This is a genomic window from [Empedobacter] haloabium (assembly GCA_008011715.2).
GTDB lineage: Bacteria > Pseudomonadota > Gammaproteobacteria > Burkholderiales > Burkholderiaceae_D > Rugamonas > Rugamonas haloabia.
On sequence record CP136508.1, the window covers coordinates 133862 to 149651 of the forward strand.

17 protein-coding genes are annotated in these 15790 nt (G+C 65.7%); 6 read left to right on the forward strand and 11 right to left on the reverse strand.

The genetic code is table 11. The annotated features are described in order from the left end of the window. Positions 1–33: 33 nt before the first annotated feature. The gene (locus E7V67_000515) at positions 34–1710 is read right to left on the reverse strand and encodes a M14 family zinc carboxypeptidase (protein ID WUR13622.1); all 1677 of its coding nucleotides are present in this window, start codon (positions 1708–1710) and stop codon (positions 34–36) included. A 207-nt stretch (positions 1711–1917) separates the two neighbouring features. On the opposite strand from E7V67_000515, the gene E7V67_000520 reads away from it, so the two are divergent. Both E7V67_000520 and E7V67_000525 read left to right on the forward strand, forming a co-directional pair. Beyond that, on the forward strand, positions 1918–2841 hold the full coding sequence (locus E7V67_000520) for an MBL fold metallo-hydrolase (GenBank protein WUR13623.1): 924 nt from the start codon (positions 1918–1920) through the stop codon (positions 2839–2841). Between the two features lie 67 nt (positions 2842–2908). Next, on the forward strand, positions 2909–3457 hold the full coding sequence (locus tag E7V67_000525) for a glutathione peroxidase (GenBank protein WUR13624.1): 549 nt from the start codon (positions 2909–2911) through the stop codon (positions 3455–3457). Between the two features lie 5 nt (positions 3458–3462). Here the strand turns inward: E7V67_000525 and E7V67_000530 are convergent, their stop codons facing one another. Both E7V67_000530 and E7V67_000535 read right to left on the reverse strand, forming a co-directional pair. Further along, positions 3463–4032 (reverse strand): NADPH-dependent FMN reductase, encoded by a 570-nt coding sequence (locus tag E7V67_000530; protein ID WUR16199.1) that lies wholly within the window; start codon positions 4030–4032, stop codon positions 3463–3465. Between the two features lie 81 nt (positions 4033–4113). Beyond that, positions 4114–4890 (reverse strand): NAD(P)H-dependent oxidoreductase, encoded by a 777-nt coding sequence (locus E7V67_000535; protein ID WUR13625.1) that lies wholly within the window; start codon positions 4888–4890, stop codon positions 4114–4116. A 95-nt stretch (positions 4891–4985) separates the two neighbouring features. Here E7V67_000535 and E7V67_000540 point away from each other — a divergent pair, with 95 nt between their 5' ends. Then, positions 4986–5882 carry a LysR family transcriptional regulator gene (locus E7V67_000540; protein WUR13626.1) on the forward strand — a complete coding sequence of 299 codons (897 nt, stop codon included), beginning with the start codon at positions 4986–4988 and terminating at the stop codon, positions 5880–5882. Between the two features lie 73 nt (positions 5883–5955). Here E7V67_000540 and E7V67_000545 read toward each other — a convergent pair whose 3' ends face one another. Then, on the reverse strand, positions 5956–8112 hold the full coding sequence (locus E7V67_000545; GenBank protein WUR13627.1) for a S46 family peptidase: 2157 nt from the start codon (positions 8110–8112) through the stop codon (positions 5956–5958). 211 nt (positions 8113–8323) lie between these two features. Then, positions 8324–8593, reverse strand: a complete 270-nt coding sequence (locus tag E7V67_000550) for a GlsB/YeaQ/YmgE family stress response membrane protein (protein ID WUR13628.1) — start codon at positions 8591–8593, stop codon at positions 8324–8326. Between the two features lie 272 nt (positions 8594–8865). Here E7V67_000550 and E7V67_000555 point away from each other — a divergent pair, with 272 nt between their 5' ends. Then, the gene (locus tag E7V67_000555) at positions 8866–9999 is read left to right on the forward strand and encodes a hypothetical protein (GenBank protein WUR13629.1); all 1134 of its coding nucleotides are present in this window, start codon (positions 8866–8868) and stop codon (positions 9997–9999) included. A 66-nt stretch (positions 10000–10065) separates the two neighbouring features. Next, positions 10066–10815 carry an SDR family NAD(P)-dependent oxidoreductase gene (locus E7V67_000560; GenBank protein WUR13630.1) on the forward strand — a complete coding sequence of 250 codons (750 nt, stop codon included), beginning with the start codon at positions 10066–10068 and terminating at the stop codon, positions 10813–10815. Here the strand turns inward: E7V67_000560 and E7V67_000565 are convergent. The 6 genes from E7V67_000565 to purB form a co-directional block, all read right to left on the reverse strand. Next, a complete protein-coding gene (locus E7V67_000565) occupies positions 10800–11312 on the reverse strand; it encodes a Clp protease N-terminal domain-containing protein (GenBank protein WUR13631.1) in 513 nt (170 codons plus the stop codon). The genes E7V67_000560 and E7V67_000565 overlap by 16 nt on opposite strands. A 10-nt stretch (positions 11313–11322) precedes the next feature. After that, entirely contained in the window at positions 11323–11532 is a 210-nt protein-coding gene (locus tag E7V67_000570; GenBank protein WUR13632.1) for a helix-turn-helix domain-containing protein, read from the reverse strand. A gap of 138 nt (positions 11533–11670) precedes the next feature. Next, positions 11671–12231 carry a YceI family protein gene (locus tag E7V67_000575; GenBank protein ID WUR13633.1) on the reverse strand — a complete coding sequence of 187 codons (561 nt, stop codon included), beginning with the start codon at positions 12229–12231 and terminating at the stop codon, positions 11671–11673. Positions 12232–12241: 10 nt separating this feature from the next. Then, positions 12242–12793, reverse strand: a complete 552-nt coding sequence (locus E7V67_000580) for a YceI family protein (GenBank protein ID WUR13634.1) — start codon at positions 12791–12793, stop codon at positions 12242–12244. A gap of 28 nt (positions 12794–12821) precedes the next feature. Then, on the reverse strand, positions 12822–13361 hold the full coding sequence (locus tag E7V67_000585; GenBank protein ID WUR13635.1) for a cytochrome b: 540 nt from the start codon (positions 13359–13361) through the stop codon (positions 12822–12824). A gap of 157 nt (positions 13362–13518) precedes the next feature. Further along, entirely contained in the window at positions 13519–14892 is a 1374-nt protein-coding gene (gene purB / locus E7V67_000590) for an adenylosuccinate lyase (GenBank protein WUR13636.1), read from the reverse strand. A 162-nt stretch (positions 14893–15054) separates the two neighbouring features. On the opposite strand from purB, the gene E7V67_000595 reads away from it, so the two are divergent. After that, on the forward strand, positions 15055–15666 hold the full coding sequence (locus E7V67_000595; protein WUR13637.1) for a glutathione S-transferase N-terminal domain-containing protein: 612 nt from the start codon (positions 15055–15057) through the stop codon (positions 15664–15666). The last annotated feature ends 124 nt before the right edge of the window (positions 15667–15790 follow it).

The following is a 15790-nucleotide window of genomic DNA, read 5'->3' on the forward strand; positions in this document are numbered from 1 at the left end:
GGCTGATGCAGGTTGTCGCGTGACCCGGTCATCTCACGCGATCGCCAGGACCGGATAACGGCGCCACTCCGGCTCGGCGTGGCGGGCGCAGTGGTGCAGGATGAAGTGCAGCACGGCGTCCTGGTTGGACAGCTGGTCCGGGTTGGCGTCCTTCCAGGCGTCGAACTGTTCCTGCAGGCCCGGCTCGCTGCGCAGCAGCTCGACCGCCAGGTCCTCGAAGACATAATCGGAGATGGCTTCTTTCCGTTCCAGCACCGAATTGAAGAAGCCCCAGCGGAAGAAGCTGTCGTGGCCCTGCGGCTCCAAGGTCTCGATGGCGTAGCGGGCGTTGTCCTGGTCCAGCGGGATGTACCAGTCGCCGGCCGCCAGCGTGAACGTGCCGCTGCGCTTCTCGACCTGCACGTCGTCATGGAACATATGGCCTTCGTAGGCCGTGGCGCGCGTGGACAGCTCGCCGATCTGGTAGTACTGCGCCGTCACGGTGGTCGGCGCCTCGATGCGCGTCATCGCCACGCCGTTCCATTGCAGCCGCTCGACCACTTCGCGCCAGGCCTGCGGCACCACGTACGCCTTCGGCACGGTGACGACCGTATCGGCCATGAAGTTGCTGTAGTACGGGATGTCCTTTTCGTACGGCTGGCTGCGGTCGTACGACAGGCGCGTGTAGTTCCCCAGCACGCTCGGGTGGCGGCACGCCGCGTAGCCCTTGAAGCGGAACGTGGTGGGATTGGCTTCGTCCAGCTTCCAGGTGACGGCCCACTGCTTCTGGCGGCGCTGCTCGGCCTTGGCCTGGGCGCGCAGCGCGCGGATCTGCGCGCCGTGCGCGATCGTGAACTCGCGCGTCACGTCCAGCAGGGTGCGCATCGATTCGTAGCGGTCGCGGTAGGGCTTCAGCATGTGCGTCTCCGGCATGAAGCCGATGATGTTGTGCAGGGCCGTGAAGCCGGTCGAGAAGCGCGGCACTTCCAGGAACTCGACGATGCCGTCGTCCGGCGTCTCCTGGATCGGATTGACGTACGGGCAGGTCGGCCAGCCGCGCGCCGCCATCTCCTTGAAGATGTGCGGCAGCATGGTCGAGCGCAGGAAGGGGCCCAGGCCGCTGCCCAGCTTGTCCGCCTGCGTGTGGATCAGGGTCATCGTGTACGTGTAGTCGGCGCCGTTGGACGTGTGCGTGTCGACCATCACGTCCGGGTCCCAGGCCGTGATCAGCTGGTTGAAGAAGCGCGCGTTGAGGGTGTCGCACTTGACGAAGTCGCGGTTCAGGTCCAGGTGCCGGCTGTTGCCGCGGAAGCCGAACAGCTCGGGGCCATCCTGGTTCGGGCGCGACGTGCTGGCGCGGTTCAGGCAGCCGTCCACGTTGTAGACCGGGACGAACAGCAGCACCGTGTCGCCCAGCGCCGCCAGCCTGGCCGGGTCGAAGCACAGGTCGCGCACGATGGCCATGCAGGCGTCAATGCCTTCCGGCTCGCCCGGGTGGATGCCGTTGTTGTTGAAGAAGACCGTGCGGCCCGCGCGCTTGATCGCTTCGCGGTCGAACACACCGTCCGCGCTGACGATGCCCACGTGCAGAGGAATGCCGCCATCCGAGACACCGGCCTGCTCGAACTTCAATACGCTGGGGAAGCGCCGTGCCAGCGTTTCGTAAAAGGCGATGCAATCGGCCCACAGCGTGGTCTGGTTCTGGTTGCCCTGTTCATAGGGCGTGAGCATTGTTGGGTGCGCGTTTGGGTGCGAGTCTGGGTACATGAGCTGGATCTCAGGATCAAGGAAGGGGGACATCTCGCCGGGTAGGCGGTCAGGGCACGATTGTAGCATTGGAGCATCACCGGCCCGCGGGCCGAACCGTCCGGAAACGTGCTGCCGGCCGCGGCCGGCACGTGGTATTAGTGACGCTTTCCACGGTACGCGGGAGGCCAGATGAAACGCTTGATTTTCGTGATCAACACCGTGCTGGCGCTGGTCGTGGCGCCCTTGGCGCTGGCCCAGGCAGAGCAGGCGCCGCCGCGTCACACCCTGGCGCTGCCCACCGCGATCGCTCCGGCCACGGCGGAGGACTCGGTCCAGTTCATCGGCACCGCGACGGTGCTGATCCGCTGGCAGGGCCTGACCATCATGACGGACCCGAATTTCCTGCACAAGGGCGACCACGCGCACCTGGGCTATGGGCTGACATCGGAACGGCTGACCAATCCCGCCATCGAATTCGGCGCGCTGCCGCCGATCGACCTGGTGCTGCTGTCGCACCTGCACGACGACCATTTCGACCGCACCGTGCAGGAAAAGCTGAACCGCGACATCCCCATCGTCACCACCCCGACGGCGGCGCGCCAGCTGCGCAATATGGGCTTTCGCAAGGCGCTCGGCCTGGAAACGTGGGAAGCGCTGCAGGTGACAAAGGGCGCGGCCACGTTACGCGTGACGGCCATGCCGGGCCGGCATGGACCGCTGGCCGTGGTGCCGTTCCTGCCCACCGTGATGGGCACGATGCTCGACTTCGGCGGCAACGGGGCGCGCTACCGCATGTACGTCAGCGGCGACACGATGGTGTACGACGACATCGAGGACATCCCGCGCCGCTACCCGGGCATCGACCTGGCGCTGCTGCACCTGGGTGGCACGCGCCTGCTGGGCCTCGTGACCGTGACGATGGATGCGAGGGAAGGCGTGAAAATGCTGCGCCTGATCGCGCCGCAGCGCGCCATTCCCATCCACTACAACGACTACACGGTATTCAAGTCGCCGCTGTCGGACTTCCAGCAGGCCGTCGAGGAGGCGGGGTTGGCGGACAAGGTCAGTTACCTCAAGCATGGTGAGTCGTACCGCATCGAGCCGCGCAAGTAGCCGGCCTGCACGCGGCGGCAAAGGGGACTAAGATGGGCATCGTTATCATCCAACGCAAGGAGCCCTCATGAGCAATTCCATCCTCGACATCCCGCTGCAGCGCATCGACGGCAGTGCCGACACGCTGGCCAGTCACCGCGGCAAGGTGCTGCTGGTCGTCAACGTGGCGTCGAAGTGCGGCCTGACGCCGCAGTACGAAGGCCTGGAAAAACTGTACCGCGACAAGCGCGCGCAGGGCCTGGAAGTGCTGGGCTTCCCCGCCAATAACTTCAAGCAGCAGGAGCCGGGCACGGATGCGGAGATCAGCTCGTTCTGCTCGCTCAACTACGACGTCACGTTCCCGCTGTACTCGAAGATCTCGGTGGTGGGCGCGGACCAGCATCCGCTCTACACGGCGCTGACGGCCGCGCGTCCGGTGGCCGAAGGCGACGGCCCGTTCCGCGAGAAGCTGACGCAATACGGCATCCAGGCCGCCAAGCCGGACGACGTGCTGTGGAACTTCGAAAAATTCCTGATCGGGCGCGACGGCACCATCGCGGCCCGCTTCGCCCCGGACGTCACGGCGGACGATCCGCGGCTGGTTGCGGCGATCGACGCCGAGCTGGCCAAGCCGTAAAGGCTTCAGGTCGGTTTCGCGTTCGCCTGCACCCAGCGCTCGAAGGCGGCGCCAAAGGTCGTCAGCAGTTCCCTGGTCTGGTCGTTGTTGACGGTGCCGTCGTCGGCCAGCAGCTTGGCGGCGCCGCCGATGTACATTTCCGGTCCGGCCATCACGGGCGAGTTCAAGGCGACCATCGTCTGGCGCACGTGGTGGTTGGCGCCGAAGCCGCCGATGGCGCCGGGCGATTGCGACACGACAGCGGACGGTTTCTTGTCCCAGACGCTGTGGCCCCACGGGCGCGAGCCGACGTCGATGGCGTTCTTCAGCGCGCCGGGAATCGAGCGGTTGTATTCGGGCGTGACGAACAGCACGGCGTCGGCCGCGCGCAGCGTGTCGCGAAATGCCGTCCAGGCGGCGGGCGGGGTGCCGGCGTCGTCCAGGTCCTGGTTGTACAGCGGCAGCTCGCCCAGCTCGACGAATTCGCACTGCAGCGATGGCGGCAGCACCGCCGCGATGGCGTGGGCATATTTACGGGTCAGCGATTCCTTGCGCAGGCTGCCGATCAGGACAGCGACTTTCTTGGTCATGGAGATGCCTTTCAACGTGATTACAATGAAAAGCGCAATGTACTCCGTGCCGCCAAAGCATGCCGCACGCGGCGGCGCGGCATGCCGTTACCTGCGGTGGGCCGCGAACCCGGTCACGCCGGGCGCCACCGCTTCTTTCAGGGTCAGCGCCGGAATCGCGTAGTCGCCGCCGTTCTGGCGGCGAAACGGAATCGGCGGCGTGGTCCACAGCTGGTCGAGGCGACCGCCCAGCTCGGCGCAGATGGCGCCGTAGCGCGCCTCGTCGACGCGGCCGGTGCGGTGCACCACGAAGGGCGGCAGCACGTCGAAGCCGGGGTAGAACAGGATGCCGTGCTGGATCGGGAACAGCAGGTCGTCCAGCGGGCCATTGATGCCGCGCTCGCTGTAGTGCGATGCCCAGCCGCCGGTAGTCACCATCAGCATGGCACGCTTGCCGGCCAGCGTGCCCTCGCCATAGCGCTCGCCCCAGCGCTGGTCCGAGTGCTCGCCCACGCCATAGGCAAAGCCGTAGGCGTAGACCCGCTCGACCCAGCCTTTCAGGATGGCCGGCAGCGAGAACCACCACAGCGGGAACTGCAGGATGACGGCGTCGGCCCAGCGCAGCTTGTCCTGCTCGCGCGCGATGTCCGGGCTCTGGCGGCCGCCCTGGTAGGCGCGTCGCGAGTCGTCGGACGGGTCGAAACGAGCGCCGGCCGCGCCATCGAGGCTGTCGGCCGCGTCCAGCTGGGCTTTCCAACCCATCGCGTACAGGTCGGAGACCTGCACGGCATGGCCGGCCGCCTGCAAGTGGCGCACGGCGAAGTTTTTCAAAGAGCCGTTCAGCGAACGGGGCTCGGGGTGGGCGTAGACGATCAATACGTTCATGGTGGACTCCCGGTTGAGATGTCCACACGATAGGTGCAGATGGACTATATTGGAAATGAATAGTCCACATACAAGCCATTAGGATTCGCAATGCCATGACCGACCTGCGCCGTCTCGACCTGAACCTCCTGCTGACCTTGGACGTGCTGCTGGACGAGCTGAACGTGACGCGCGCCGCCGGGCGCCTGCACTATTCGCAGCCCGCCGTCAGCATTCACCTGGCGCGCCTGCGCGAGACCTTCGGCGATCCCCTGCTGCTGCCCGGGCCGCGCGGCATGCGGCCGACGGCGCGCGCCGAGGCCCTGCGCGAGCCCTTGCGCCTGGCGCTGGCGGCGTTGCAGCAGGCGGTGGCGCCGTCGGCACCGTTCGATCCTGCCGCCGCCAGCAATGCCTGGACGGTGGCGGCCACGGACTACAGCGAAACGACGGTACTGTTGCCGGCGCTGGCGGCATTGCGCGCCCAGGCGCCCGGCACGCGACTGGCCGTCGTCGAACTCAATCCCGGCCGCATCGCCCGGCAGGCCGAAGAGGGCACCATCGACCTGGCTTTTCACACGACCGAAGGCGCGCCGCCCGGCATGCGCCGGCGTGCGTTGTTCACGGAGCGCTACGTGCTGGCCGGCCGCGGCGGTCATCCGCGCCTGCGCCGCAAGCCGTCCCTGGCGCAGTTCTGCGCGCTGGAACACGTGATCGTGTCGCCCGACGGCGGCGGTTTTCATGGCGTGACGGACGAGGTGCTGGGGCAGGCCGGGCTGACGCGGCGTGTGGTGCTGTCGGTGCCGCATTTCCTGTTCGTGCGGGGCGTGTTGGAGACGACCGACCTGGTTGCGATGCTGCCCGAGCGGCTGCTGCGCGGCAGCGGTTTGCACACGGTGGCGCCACCGGTGGCAGTGCCGGGCTACGAGATGTCGATGCTGTGGGACGAGCGGGTGCACCGGGAGCCGGCGCATGCTTGGTTGCGGGAAGTGGTGGTGCGAGCCTTGAGCCAGTAGAACCCCGCAGGGACGGGCACCGACCGTCGCGTCGACGACGCCAAGGTCGGTGCCCGTCCCCGGGAGGGCTGCCTTATTCGGCGCCCATTTCCTTCAGCAGGTTGTCAGCCTTGTCGATGTGCTTCATGTTCCACAGGATGTAACGCAGGTCGACCTGGATGTCGCGCGTGTTGGCCTTGTTGAAGTCCCAGTCGGAGATGATCGAATCGAGCGTGCCGTCGAAGGCCAGGCCGATCAGTTCACCCTTGGCGTTCAGCGCGGCCGAACCCGAGTTGCCGCCGGTGATGTCCAGCGTGGCCAGGAAGTTGACCGGCACGGTCTTCAGCTTCGGATCGACGAACTTGCCGAAGTCCTTCGACTTGATGGCGGCCAGTTGCGCTTGCGGCGCGTTGAACTCGCCCTTGCCGGTGGCCTTGGCGGCGATGCCGTTGACGGTCGTGAAGGCAGTCCAGGTGGTGCCGTCGGCACCGGTCGGGCGGCCGGCGACATTGCCGTAGGTGACGCGCAGCGTGCTGTTGGCGTCCGGGTAGACGGCCTGGCCACGGCTCTTCATGAAGGCGATCTTGGCTTTCATGTAGCTGCCGTAGGCTTGCTGCAGCTTGCCGCCCAGTTCTTCCTCTTCCGCCTCGTCCTTCATGAAGCTGTCGAAGGTGGCGACGGCGGCCTTGATGAAGGCGTCGTTGCTGGCCTGGAAGTCGGCCGGCTTCTTGTCCAGCCATGCGTTGCGGTCGGCGTCGTTACCCAGCTTGCTGCCGGCGTACAGCTTGTCCAGCGCGGCGGACAGTTCGGCGTCGCTCATGCCCGACTTGATGCCCAGCGCGGCGTTGAAGGCCGGCTTCTGCTCGGCCGCTGGCTGCGCCAGGTAGTTCTTCAGGTGGTGCATGACGAGCGCCTTGTCCACCTTGGCGTCGTAGGTGCGTACCAGCGAGGCCACCCGCGCCTTGATGCGCGGCAGGTCGCGGGTCTGGTAGCCGGCCTTGCGCTCGGCGTCCGGCTTCTGCGACTCGACGGACAGGCGGTACAGCATGGCGGCGGTCGACAGCAGCTTCGGCTGGGCATAGCCGAAGTTGAAGTTGGCCTTGGTGGCGGTGTCGCGCTCGGCGATCAGGTGCTCGACCTTGGCGATGTCGGCGGCGTATTCAGCCTTGCGTTTGGCGTCGCCGTTGACCCAGGCCTTCAGCTCTTCATGCTGGGCCGTCTTGCGGGCCAGGAAGTCGCTGCCGGCATACGAGTCCAGCATGCCCTGGCGGTTCTTGTAGTAGTTGTTGATGCTGGCGACCTGGCCGGCGTACTTCAGTGCCGTGTCCTTGTTGTCCTTGGTTTCGCGGTCGATGATGGCCAGCGTTTCGCCCGAAGCCTTGACGAAGGCCGGGTACAGCCAGTCGAACGTGAACTGCACTTCCGATGGCAGGCGGTGGCGGTTGGTGCGGCCGGGATAGCCCATGGCCATGACGAAGTCGCCGTCCTTGACGCCTTCCTTGGCCAGCTTCAGGAAGTGCTGCGGCACGTAGGGTACGTTGTCCTTGCTGAAATCGGCGGCCTTGCCGTCCTTGCTGACGTAGGCACGATAGAAGCCATAGTCGCCGGTGTGGCGCGGCCACATCCAGTTGTCGGTGTCGCCACCGAACTTGCCCACGCCCGATGGCGGCGCGTGTACCAGGCGCACGTCGCGGATTTCCAGCTGCTTGATCTGGTAGAACTCCAGGCCGCCGTAGAACGACGGCACGGTGCAGCGGTGGCCGGCATCCTTCTCGCATGCGGCGATCAGCGCTTTCTGGTTCTTCTCGATGGCGTCGCTGCGGGCCTTGCCGGACAGCTTGGCCACTTCCGGCGTGACCACCTTGTCCGTCACATTCAGCACTTCCTTGGTGACGAAGATGCGCGAGCCCGGCGCGGCCGGCAGTTCCTCGCCCAGCGCGTGCGCCACGAAGCCGTTGGCCAGCAGGTCGCGCTCCGGCGTGGAGTTCTGCGCCACGCTGTCGTACACGCAGTGGTGGTTCGTCACGACCAGGCCTTGCGGCGACACGAACGAGGCCGAGCAGCCGCCCAGGCTGACGATGGCGCCGGCGGGGAATTCGGTCAGCTTCGTCAGGCTGGCCGGGTCCAGCTTCAGGCCGGCGGCCTTGAGTTGCTTGGCGATCTGGGGCAATTGCTGGGGCATCCACATGCCTTCGTCCGCGTAGGCGGAAGTGGCGGAGAGGACGGCGAGCGCGAGAAGTGATTTTTTCATGCGGTTGTCATAGTAGTGGAGTAGGCGGCCGACGCGGACGCGGGCGCTCCGAAGTATCCGCACGACGTGCCACTTCGTCAATCTCAAAATAGTGGCTGGAAACAGAAGGAAATTCGGTGGCGGCATGATGCACCGCACCATCGGCAGGCATGAAAAAAGCCAACGCCGCAGCGCTGGCTTTTTTGATAAAGCTGGGTCGCAGGGTAATTGCTTAGCGCGCTCGTCCGCGGAACACCAGATTGACGATGGCCAGCAGGATCACCGCGCCAAGGAAGGAAACGAGCAATGACATCGGGCTGAAGTCATCGCTATTGATGGTGCCCGTGCCGAACAGAGGCGAGAGCAACCAGCCGCCGAGCAGTGCGCCGACGATACCGACAACCACATTCAGGAACATCCCTTGTTGGGCGTCCGTTTTCATCACCAGGCTGGCCAGCCAGCCAATAATGCCACCGATCACAATCCAGATAATAAAGTTCATGCTCATTCCCCTTATATCGTTGACTAGAAAGACCGGGCATTCAGCCCTGCCGTACGAAAAAGTGTAGGCGTCGTGACAAGGCCGGTCCGTGCGCCAGCGAACGAACCGGCGAAGTTGCGCCGGCGTTGTAAAAACGCACGTATGTGCTTGATTCCACAGGTAAATGATGCCGAGTTGGAAGAGCTGCGCCTGGGTGCGCAAACGAACAGAAGGACCGTGTTGCAGGGGGTATCGTGGCGTTGCATTTACAGCCACCTAGAAAGGAACACCATATGAATAACGAGACGAAGAATTCCCGCCTGGTTACCGGCCTGTTCAACGATCGCGAAAGCGCCGAGCGTGCATACCAGCACGTCACCTCGCGCGGCTACGGTAAAGACGACGTCAACGTGCTGATGTCGGACGAAACGCGCAAACGCCACTTCGCCAGCGATGGCACGGAAACTGAACTGGGCAGCAAGGCTGCCGAAGGCGCTGGCATCGGTGCCGGCGTGGGCGGGGCGATCGGCGCCGCGCTGGCCGCCGTGGCGGCCGTGGGCACGACGCTGGTCCTGCCGGGCCTGGGCGTCGTGGTGGCCGGTCCCCTGGCGGCGGCACTGGCCGGCGCCGGTGCCGGCGGCGTGACGGGCGGACTGCTGGGCGCCCTGATCGGTGCGGGCATTCCGGAAGAGCGTGTCAAGCACTACGAGGAAGGCCTGAAAAACGGCGGCATCGTGATGGGCGTGAACGCCCGTTCCGACGAAGACGCGGCCCATATCGAATCGAGCTGGAAGGACAGCGCCGGCCAGCACGTGATCGGCACCGGTGTCGGCGCGGCCGGTGGTGCGATGGCGGGCATGGCGGCTGGTACGCCAGGCGGTCCGGTGGGGATGGCGGCCGGTGCGGTCGTGGGCGGCATCGCCGGCGGCCTGGCCGGCAAGGGCGCGGCCGAAGTGGTCAACCCGAAGAGCGGTGACGACCTGTCCGACCACCACATGGCGACTGGCGTCGGTGCCGGCGGCGGCGCGATGGCCGGCATGGCATTGGGCGCGGCTGGCGGCCCTGTTGGCATGGCGGCGGGCGGCGCGATCGGCGCGCTGGCTGGCGGCATGGCCGGCAAGGGCGTCGGTGGCCTGATCAACCCGGCCGACGAAAAAGTCTACTGGGAGAACAACTTCCGCAACGAGTCGTATTACAACCCTGCCTATCAGTACGACGACTACGACCCAGCCTACTCGCTGGGCTACAACAGCCGCGCCACCTACCGCGGCAATTGGGATGCCAACGAGTCGTCCCTGCGCAACGACTGGGAACGCACCAAGGGCAATTCCCGCTTGAGCTGGGAAGAAGCCAAGCACGCCTCCCGTTCCGCCTGGGACAAGGTGGAGCGCGCGCTGCCAGGTGACTGGGACCGCGACGGCAAGTAATCAGGTTTCGTTCTTCTTTATCTGCCTTGAGCCCGCGAATGCGGGCTCTTTTTTCTGGAGGCCGGCATGGATTTCGATCGACAAGTCGCCCTGGTCACGGGCGCGGCAGCGGGTATCGGTGAACAGATCGCACGGCGCCTGTACGCCGGCGGCGCTGCGGTAACGTTGGTGGGGCACGACAGGGCGGCGCTGGAGCGACTGTGCCGCGAACTGGATCCGGACGCCAGCCGGACCCTCGCCGTGGAGGCGGACGTGCGCGACGAGGCAGCGATGCGCGATGCGGTCGGGCGCGCGGTCGACAAGTTCGGCGCGCTGCACCTGGCCGTCAACAACGCCGGCCTGACCGGCCCGCACGACACGCCGCTGGAAGCCCTGTCGCTGGAGGACTGGAACACCGTCATCGGCACCGACCTGACCGGCATGTTCCTCAGCCTGAAGGCCGAGCTGCCGGCCATCGTGGCGGCCGGTGGCGGCGCCATCGTCAACCTGTCGTCCGGGAACGGCATCGTCGGCGTGGCCGGCATCGCCGCCTACACGGCGGCCAAGCACGGCGTGCTGGGGCTGACCCGCGCGGTGGCGCTGGAGTATGCGGACAAGAAGGTGCGCGTCAACGCGATCGGGCCGGGCTACGTGGCCACGCCGCGCATGCTGGAGATGCCCCAGGACGCGCTCGATGCGCTGGCCCAGGCGCATCCGCTGGGCCGCCTGGCCACGCGCGAAGAAGTGGCGGAGTTCGCCGCGTTCCTGCTGTCGTCGCGCGCCTCGTTCTGTACTGGCGGCTTCTATCCCATCGACGGCGGCTATACGGCGCGGTAGCCGGCAATCTCGGCGCGCGCCGCCGCGCCGACCCGCTCACCGTCCAGGCCCAGCGCGCGCAGGGTGCGCGCGGCAGTGCCCTGGGCGGACGACGCAATCACCGCCAGCACATGCGCGCCCGTCAGCGGTTCGGTGGGCGTGGCACGCGGCCATGCGGCCAGCTGCTGCATCACGCCTTGCATCGAGCCCTTGGCGCGATACACGCCGCTGGCCGGCGGCAATGGTGCGGCGTCCGTCAGCAAGGCCGGGTCGGCACCGGCGGACGCCAGCGCCGCGCCGTGCTGCGCCGCGATGGCTTTCCCGATGCCGGCCGGATCGACGCCCAGCCGGGCAAAGGCGCGCCGCGCCAGCCCGTCGGGCAGGTCGAAGGCGGCCAGCAGAAAATGTTCCGGTCCCGGCTCACGCTCGCCGGCCGCGTTGGCGTGGCGCTCGGCTGCTTCCGCCAGCGCCTTGATAGTGCGCATATCGTCCAGTTTACGTTTGATTTGCTGCAGCATGGGGTCTCCTTCAAGGGTTGATGAGGGGGGCCAGGCGCTTGTGGGCGGCCTGCTTCGACACGCCCAGCGCGTCGGCCACCTGGCTCCAGGACCAGCCTTGCGCGATGGCCGCGGCCACCGCCTTGCGTTCGAGCTGGTCGGCGGCCAGGCGCAGCGCGACCACGGCGGCCAGGGCCTCGGCCGGGTCGTCGGGATGGGGGAGGGAGTGGAGTTCGAGCATGCGTCAATCTTAGTTGACGATGCGAGGTTCGTCAACCAAAGATGACGCTAAAAGCACCGGGGTCAGGCACCTTTCTCTGGGCCTTGACGGCCCTGAGAAAGGTGCCTGACCCCTCGGGTCTTGCCAGCGGGGCGCAAACTACTGCGCCGCGATCGCCTCGACCTGGATCGCCAGCTTGACCTCCGGCGCGAAGGCCGGGATGCCGTAGTTCAGGCCGAAGTCGGTGCGCTTGAATTCGGCGCTGGCGTCGGCACCGCAGACCTCGCGTTTCAGGCGCGCGTCCTGCACGCATTTGAAGCGGTTGACCTTCAGTTGCAGCGGCTTCGTCACGCCCAGCAGGGTCAGTTCGCCATCGACGGCCACCAGCTTGTCGCCGTCGAACGTGAACGACTTGCCGCGGTAGATCGCGGTGGGGTATTTGGCGACGTTGAAGATGTCCTCGCCCATCGCATGCGCGTTCATCTTGTCGTGGCCGAAGTCGATCGACGCCGTGTCGATGATGATTTCCATGCTGCCCGACTTGCCGGCACGGTCCATCGAGATGTTGCCGCTGGTCTTGTTGAACTTGCCGCGCCACAGCGACAGGCCCTTGTGGTCGGCCTCGAAGCTGGGATAGGTGTGGCTCGGATCGATGTTGTAGCCGGTGGCATTGGCGGCGCCGGCCAGGGCCAGCAGGGCGATCAGCAGAGTGGATTTCATGGATTCTCCTTTACTGGCTCACGACGTGGAACTTGATGGTGACTTCGTCGGCCACCATGCCCGTGTCCTTCCATTCGCCTTCGCCGATATTGAAGGCCAGGCGCTTGATCGGCAGGGCGCCGTCGAATACCTGCTTGCCGCCTTCGGTCTTGACGGTGACGGGGAAGGCCACGTCGGCGGCCTTGCCCTTGATGGTCAGCTTGCCGGCGACCGTCAGCTTGCCCGCGCCGGCGCTCTTGATCGAGGACGACACGAACGTCGCTTTCGGGAACTGGGCGGAATTGAACCACTCCTTCTTAGCCACTTCCTTGTTGTACTCCGGGTCGCCCATGTCCAGGCTGGCCGTGTCCACTTCCACGCTGGCCTTCGAGCTGTCGATGGCCTGGGCGTTGTAGTCGATGGTGACGCGGTACTTGGTGAACTTCGATTCGACCGGCACGTTCATCTGCTTGAACACGGCCGAGACGCTGGTCTTGGCGGGATCGGTCTTGAGCACGGCGGCGCCGGCGGCGAGGGATGCGCCCAGCAGGGAGGCAAGTAAGACGCGTTGCGTGATTTTCATGTGGCGACGAACTCCAGTGGAAAGTGAATCAAAGGCGGGGAAGCATGCGTTTCAGGACATCGTCGCGGTCGACGAAGTGGTGTTTCAAGGCGCCGGCCACGTGCAGCAGCACCAGCGCGGCCAGCACCATGTTGAGCCAGTAGTGCACGGGTTTCAGCAGCGCCTTCAGGGCCGGGTCGGCGGCAAAGGCCGCGGGAATCTGGAACAGGCCGAAGTAGACGACCGGCACGCCGGCGGCCGTCGTGTACAGGTAGCCGGACAGCGGCACGGCGAACATCAGCACGTACAGCAGCACGTGGGTGACGTCGGCGGCGCGCACCTGCCAGGCGGGCATGCCGGCCGGATGCGGCGGCGGGCGGTTGGCACGGCGCCATAGCAGGCGCAGCGCGGCCAGCAGCAGCACGGTCACGCCGGCCCACTTGTGCCACGAGTAGTATTTGAGTTTGGTGGGCGTGAAGCCGGGGATGTCCGTCATCACCAGGCCCATCGTGAAGGCGCCGATGATCAGCACGGCGATCAACCAGTGCAGCAGCATGGCCGTGCGGGTGTAGCGGGGCGATGTCGACATCGGCGTCCTCTTGAAAATTAGTACGTGTTAGGACTAAATATAGCAAAGAAACGCAATGCACGCAGACAAGGCCCAAATGCATTACGGCAGCCCCTACCTTAAATGATATGAGGCTGCCGCAATAGTGCCCGAAGTTAGAACGGGCTTAACTCGGGACTTAAATCGCCTTGGCCAGCTGGCTGGCGATACCCGTGTAGTTCGCCGGTGTCATGGCCAGCAGCAGGTCCTTGGCGTCCTGCGGGATGGCCAGCTTGCCGATGAACTCCTGCAGCGCTTCCTTGGTGATGCCCTTGCCGCGCGTCAGTTCCTTCAGCTGCTCGTACGGATTCTCGATGCCGTAGCGGCGCATCACCGTTTGCACCGGTTCGGCCAGCACTTCCCAGCTGGCGTCCAGGTCGGCGGCCAGGCGGGCCGGGTTCACTTCCAGCTTGTTCAGGCCGCGCAGGCAGCTGTCGTAGGCCAGCAGTGCATAGCCGAGGCCCACGCCGATATTGCGCAGCACGGTCGAATCGGTCAGGTCGCGCTGCATGCGCGAGACCGGCAGTTTTTCCGACAGGTGCTTGAGCACCGCGTTGGCCAGGCCCAGGTTGCCTTCCGAGTTTTCGAAGTCGATCGGGTTGACCTTGTGCGGCATCGTCGAGGAGCCGATCTCGCCGGCCTTCAGCTTCTGCTTGAAGTAGCCCAGCGAGACATAGGTCCAGATGTCGCGGTTCAGGTCGAGCAGGATCGTGTTGGCGCGGGCGAAGGCGTCGAACAGTTCGGCCATGTAGTCGTGCGGCTCGATCTGGATCGTGTACGGATTGAACACCAGGCCCAGGCGCTGCTCGATGACGGCCTTCGAGAAGGCCGGCCAGTCGAACGACGGGTAGGCCGACAGGTGCGCGTTGTAGTTGCCGACGGCGCCGTTCATCTTGCCCAGGATCTCGACCTGGCCGATGCGGGCGACGGCGCGCTGCAGGCGCGCGACGACGTTGGCGAATTCCTTGCCCAGGGTGGTCGGGCTGGCCGTCTGGCCGTGCGTGCGCGACAGCATCGGCACGTCCGCGTTGGCGTGGGCGATCTCGGTCAGCTTGGCGACCAGGCCCTGCAGGGCCGGCAGCATGACGCCGTCACGCGCGGCCTTGAGCATCATGCCGTGCGAGGTATTGTTGATGTCCTCGGACGTGCAGGCGAAGTGGATGAACTCCGAGGCGGCGACCAGCTCCGGCACGTCCTTCACCTTTTCCTTCAGCCAGTACTCGACGGCCTTGACGTCGTGGTTGGTGACGGCTTCGATTTCCTTGATGCGGGCGGCATCGCTTTCCGTGAAGTCGTTGGCCAGCTTGTCCAGCAGCGCGGTCGCGTCGGCGGAGAACGGCTTGATCTCGGCAAAGCCGGCCTGCGACAGCGCCTGCAGCCAGGCGATCTCGACTTTTACGCGGTGGTGCATGAAGCCGGCTTCGGACAGGATCGGGCGCAGCTTGTCGGTCTTGGCGGCATAACGGCCGTCCAGCGGGGACAGGGCCGACAACGTGGAGTAAGGAGTCGTCATAGTGGGAAAGGACCAGAAGGGAGGCAGGAAAAGGACAGATTTTACCATCGCGCGCAAGCGTCAAACGTGGCAGGGCGCGGGCGGGGGCCGTGGCCGCCCGCGCCCGCCTGCGCCGCGGTCCCGGATGCTATACTGGACCCCAATCCCTCACCGCCATTTCCTATGAAACTTATCGGTTCGCTTGCCAGTCCTTACGTGCGCAAGGTGCGTGTCGTGCTCGCGGAGAAGAAGCTCGATTACCAGATCGAGCTGGAGAACGTGTGGGTGCCGGAAACCACGATTCACGAACTCAATCCGCTGGGCAAGGTGCCGTGCCTCGTCATGGAGGACGGCTATGTGATGTATGACTCGCGCGTCATCGTCGAATACCTCGACACGCTGACGCCTGTCTGCAAGCTGCTGCCGCCGAACGGGCGCGAGCGTGTCGACATCAAGAATTGGGAGGCGCTGGCCGATGGCGTCATCGACGCGGCCGTGGTGGTGCGCCTGGAGCGCACCCAGCGCCCGCCCGAGCTGCAGAGCGATGCCGTGTGCGAGCGCCAGATGATGAAGGTGACGCGCGGGCTGGCCTCGATGTCGGCCCGGCTGGGTGAATCGAACTGGTGCGTGGGCAATCATTATTCGTTGGCGGACGTGGCCGCTGGCTGCGCGCTGGGCTGGCTGACGTTCCGCTTCCCCGAGATCGACTGGCGCGGCGCGCATCCCAACCTGGGCCGCCTGCTGGACAAGCTGATGGAGCGGCCGTCGTTCCGGGACAGCGTGCCGCAGGCGTGAAACCCATGGGGACGGGCACCGATCTCAAGGTCTGCGACCTTGAGATCGGTGCCCGTCCCCGGTGTTCGTCTACGGTGCCTGCGCCGTGAATTAGTTCGAGTACACTAATCCGTACCAACATCGA